Raw genomic sequence first — 3,185 nt, forward strand, 5'->3', positions numbered from 1 at the left:
ATCTGACCGGCCAGCTCGCAGGGCACCGAGTAGCGGTTGCGCGCCACCGTCACCAGGCAGGTGCTGCTCACCCGCGCCGGGTTCTCCACGTACCCGTCGAAGGGCTCGGGCATGGGCATCAGGTGCGGCCTCTCGTGCTCGAGCATCTCGGCCACGCTGAACTGGTCATGCTCGGGGTGGCGGACTTCGTCCCACTGGCCGGCGTCAACTATCTTGGCCGCTCGACGACAACTATCCTGGCCGGTGGGGGCGGGCGTAGTTGTCGTTGATCTGGATGTGGCTGTTCGGTCTTCGTCTTCCTCCCTTTTCTCGTGAAGCGGTGGTCAAGTCACGGACCCCGCAGGGGCTGTCCACAGGCTTGTCCTGTGGGCAGGTGACTTGTCCACCGCTGCCCCTCGCGCTCAGCGTTGTTCGGTCGGGGCGTTGCTGTCGTGGCCGCGTCCGCGCCGGGTGGCGGGCTGAGCAGGCTGGGCGGCCTGTGCAGATCGGCGCCGGTAGCTCTCCACGTTCATTTCCAAGATGGTCGAGTGGTGCACCAGCCGGTCCACGGCCGCCAGCGTCATCGCGGGCTCCACGAACACCTGCCCCCACTCCGAGAACGGCGTGTTGGCCGTGATGGCCAGGCTCTTGCGCTCGTAGCGTTCGGCGATGAGCTCGAACAGCACCGAGGTCTCGGCCTGATCGCGGCGCACGTAACTCAGGTCGTCCAGGATGAGCAGGTCGAAGCGGTCGAGCTTGGCCAGCTCCTGCGGCAGCCGCAGATCCCGCCTGGCGGCCTGCAGCCGTTGCACGAGATCGCTGCACCGCGTGAACAGCACCCTACGCCCAGCGTCGATGAGGGCATGACCCAGGGCGCACACCAGATGGCTCTTGCCCACCCCGGGTGGTCCGAACAGCAGCACGTTGGCCCCGCGATCAAGCCACTCCTGGGCATCGGCCAGCGCCATGACCTGCGCCTTGGAGACGTTGGGCACCGCCGCGAAGTCGAAGCTGGACAGGCGCTTATCTGGGCTCAGGCAGGACTCGGCACGGTGGCGGTCGATGCGACGGGTCTCGCGCTCGGCCAGCTCGTGCTCCAGCAGCGCTTCCAGCAACCGCCGGGCTGGCCATCCCTCGCGGTCGGACTGCGCACACACGTCCTCGGCCAGTCGCCGCACCGTGGGCAGTCGCAGCTCGGTGAGCATCAGGTCCAGCCGCCCCGCGGCCATGGTTGCGCCGCTCATGGTGTCACCTCCTGGACGCGGGCCTGCTCAGGCGCCAGCAGCCGGTCGTACTCGGCCAGGTCGGGCAGTTGCACCGCCACGGCGGGGACCTCGCCGCTGGGCGGCGCCAGCAACGCGCTCAGGGCGGCCAGGTCGGGCAGCTGGTCGAGCTCGATGAGCTGCTCGAGCTCGCTGGCCAGCTGCGCCTCGTGACCGTCTGCGGCCAGCGCGAGCAGCCCGACGATGGTCTTGCAGGCTTGGCGCTCGGGCACCGCAGCGGCCAGCCGCTCCCAGGTCTGGCGGTAGACCGCCCGCGGGAAGACCGCATCGCGCAGCACCCAGCGCGCGAAGGCACCGGGCTTGCGCTTGAGCGCGGCCACCAGGTGCCGGTAGTCGATGTCGCGGGCGTGGCGCTGGCCGCTGTGCGGGGTGGCGCGCGGGCGCTGCAGCACGCGCTGGCCACCCAGCCAGCACTCGATGTGCTGCGCGTACAGGCGCACCATGAGCCGGTGGCCGATGAGCTGGCTGGGGGCGCTGTACTGGGCGCCCCTGACGGTGAAGATGGCGTACTTGCTTACCCGCGCCGCCAACTCCTCGTACTCGGCAGTGCGCCGTGGCGGCAAGGGCTTGAGCATCTCGCGTTCGGCAGCCAGCCGCTGGGCCACGCGGCCATTGAAGCGCTGCACGATCTGATCGACGAGGGCCTCGTAGCCGGCCAGGTCGTCGAAGCGGCGCGAGCCGCGCAGCCGCAGTGCCTGGTCCAGCGCCGTCTTCAACGAGTCGTGCCGCGACTCCACCGAGCCGTTCTCGTGCGACTGCCCGGGGTTGCAGCGGCTGGCGCGCATGCCGTAATGGCGGCACAGGTCGCTGTACCGGCGGGTGAGCTCCTCCTGCTCGGCCAGGTTGTTGAAGGCAGCCGACAGGCTGTCGGTGCGGTGCTCCTCGGGCACGCCGCCCAGTCGCCACAGCGCGGCCTGCAGCCCCGTAGCCAGCGCTAGGAAGCTCTCCCCGCCGGTGACGACCAGTGCATGGCGCCAGCCGGAGTGCGCCAGGGTGAACTGGTACAGGCGGTGGTCGAAGGCCTGGCCGTCGATCAGCACGCCCAGGTCGTCAGCGACGGTGAAGTCCGACAGGCCCAGGCGAGCCGGTGGATGCTCTTGCGCGAAGAAGACCTCACGCTCCGCGCCATGCAGCGCGCGCCACTGGCGCACGCGGCGCTGCAGCGTGCGCAGCAGGCTCTGGCCGTACTGGCCGGGATGGCGGCGCTGCAACTCTTCGAGCAGCGTCACCGCATTGAGCAGCGGGTCGGTCTGCAACAGCGGCACGACTTCGACGTCCCAGACGTCGGCCAGCGGGTCGCTGCGGGTGCGCCAACTGCGTGGCGGCTTCTGTGAGGGCAGCGTCTGGCTGCGCTCGATGCGTCTGGCGCTGCGCTCGCTCAGCCCTGTCTTGGCGGCAGCCGCCACCTGCGTGAGCGTCTTGCGGTGGTCCTTGTACTTGTGCACTTGGTGGTCCGTGATCTTCTTGCCGGGCATCCGTGTGGGTCCGATCCGTTCGATCCCCACACGCTATCCCCGCACCCCGGACCTCCCCGGCGTCGGCCTCAACCGGCCAAGATAGTTGTCGTCGGCCGGCCAAGGTAATTGTCGTCAACCAGACGCCTGGTCAACCGCAGCAAGTCGAGGGTGCGTTCGCGGGTGGAGCACGTCTTCGCCGTCGTCAAGCGGCAGTGGGGTTTCAGCAAGGTGCGCTACCGGGGCCTGGCGAAGAACGCCACGCGCTCGTTCGTGGCGCTGGGACTGGCCAACCTGTACATGGCCAGGAACCTTCTCGGTGCGGGAGTGCGTCCGTGACGGGGGATGTGCGGGCAGTGGGCCTGCAAGACGCCCCGAAGCGGGCCACTTCGGCAGCGAGAAGGTCACAGCGCGCACCGATATCGTTCAGCGCCGGCCGCAGATGAGCGCCGCCGGCGGTCGGTCTACT

At 69.4% G+C, this 3,185-nt stretch carries 2 protein-coding genes and 2 pseudogenes; 1 reads left to right on the plus strand and 3 read right to left on the minus strand.

What is annotated here, in order from left to right; genetic code table 11:
* The 3 genes and pseudogenes from GPT34_RS17645 to istA form a co-directional block, all read right to left on the minus strand.
* A pseudogene (locus GPT34_RS17645) lies at positions 1-194 on the minus strand (IS21 family transposase); the annotation flags it as partial.
* 207 nt (positions 195-401) lie between these two features.
* A complete protein-coding gene (gene istB, locus GPT34_RS17650; protein WP_291015334.1) occupies positions 402-1,223 on the minus strand; it encodes an IS21-like element helper ATPase IstB in 822 nt (273 codons plus the stop codon).
* Positions 1,220-2,737, minus strand: a complete 1,518-nt coding sequence (gene istA / locus GPT34_RS17655) for an IS21 family transposase (RefSeq protein WP_291015336.1) — start codon at positions 2,735-2,737, stop codon at positions 1,220-1,222. Before istA ends, istB begins: the two co-directional genes overlap by 4 nt.
* Before the next feature lie 123 nt (positions 2,738-2,860).
* On the opposite strand from istA, the pseudogene GPT34_RS17660 reads away from it, so the two are divergent.
* A pseudogene (locus tag GPT34_RS17660) lies at positions 2,861-3,055 on the plus strand (transposase); the annotation flags it as partial.
* Positions 3,056-3,185 lie beyond the last annotated feature (130 nt).

It is taken from the genome of Hydrogenophaga sp., from assembly GCF_011390835.1.
Lineage (GTDB): Bacteria > Pseudomonadota > Gammaproteobacteria > Burkholderiales > Burkholderiaceae_C > Hydrogenophaga.

What these genes read in the sequence shown, in the direction of transcription:
- istB (WP_291015334.1), bottom strand. Translation starts at nt 1,223, where the DNA reads ATGAGCGGCGCAACCATGGCCGCGGGGCGGCTGGACCTGATGCTCACC.
- istA (WP_291015336.1), bottom strand. Translation starts at nt 2,737, where the DNA reads ATGCCCGGCAAGAAGATCACGGACCACCAAGTGCACAAGTACAAGGAC.